At 46.4% G+C, this 235-nt stretch carries 1 pseudogene; it reads right to left on the bottom strand.

What is annotated here, in order from left to right:
- Positions 1–235: pseudogene (locus tag QP775_RS25655) on the bottom strand (N-acetyl-gamma-glutamyl-phosphate reductase); the annotation flags it as partial.

The raw sequence follows: 235 nt of genomic DNA, 5'->3' as shown, positions 1-235 counted from the left end.
ACTTTAGGCAAAGCCCCTGTAGGCAAACACGAAAAGATTGCATCGTAATGGCCATGCAGTTCGACCATTTTACTGAATTTAAGCGGGCTTATCTTCTTTTTATGAATCGAACTGATGTAGTACTTGTCGACCGATTGGCCCGCTTTGGATTCAGAGGATACAAAATCCATGTCAAATTGGGGATGCCTGCGCAGCAATCGATACAGTTCAGCGCCTGTGAACCCGCTGCCACCTA

The organism is Paenibacillus sp. UMB4589-SE434 (genome assembly GCF_030226685.1).
GTDB lineage: Bacteria > Bacillota > Bacilli > Paenibacillales > Paenibacillaceae > Paenibacillus_B.
This window is presented reverse-complemented; position numbering and strand designations above follow the sequence as displayed.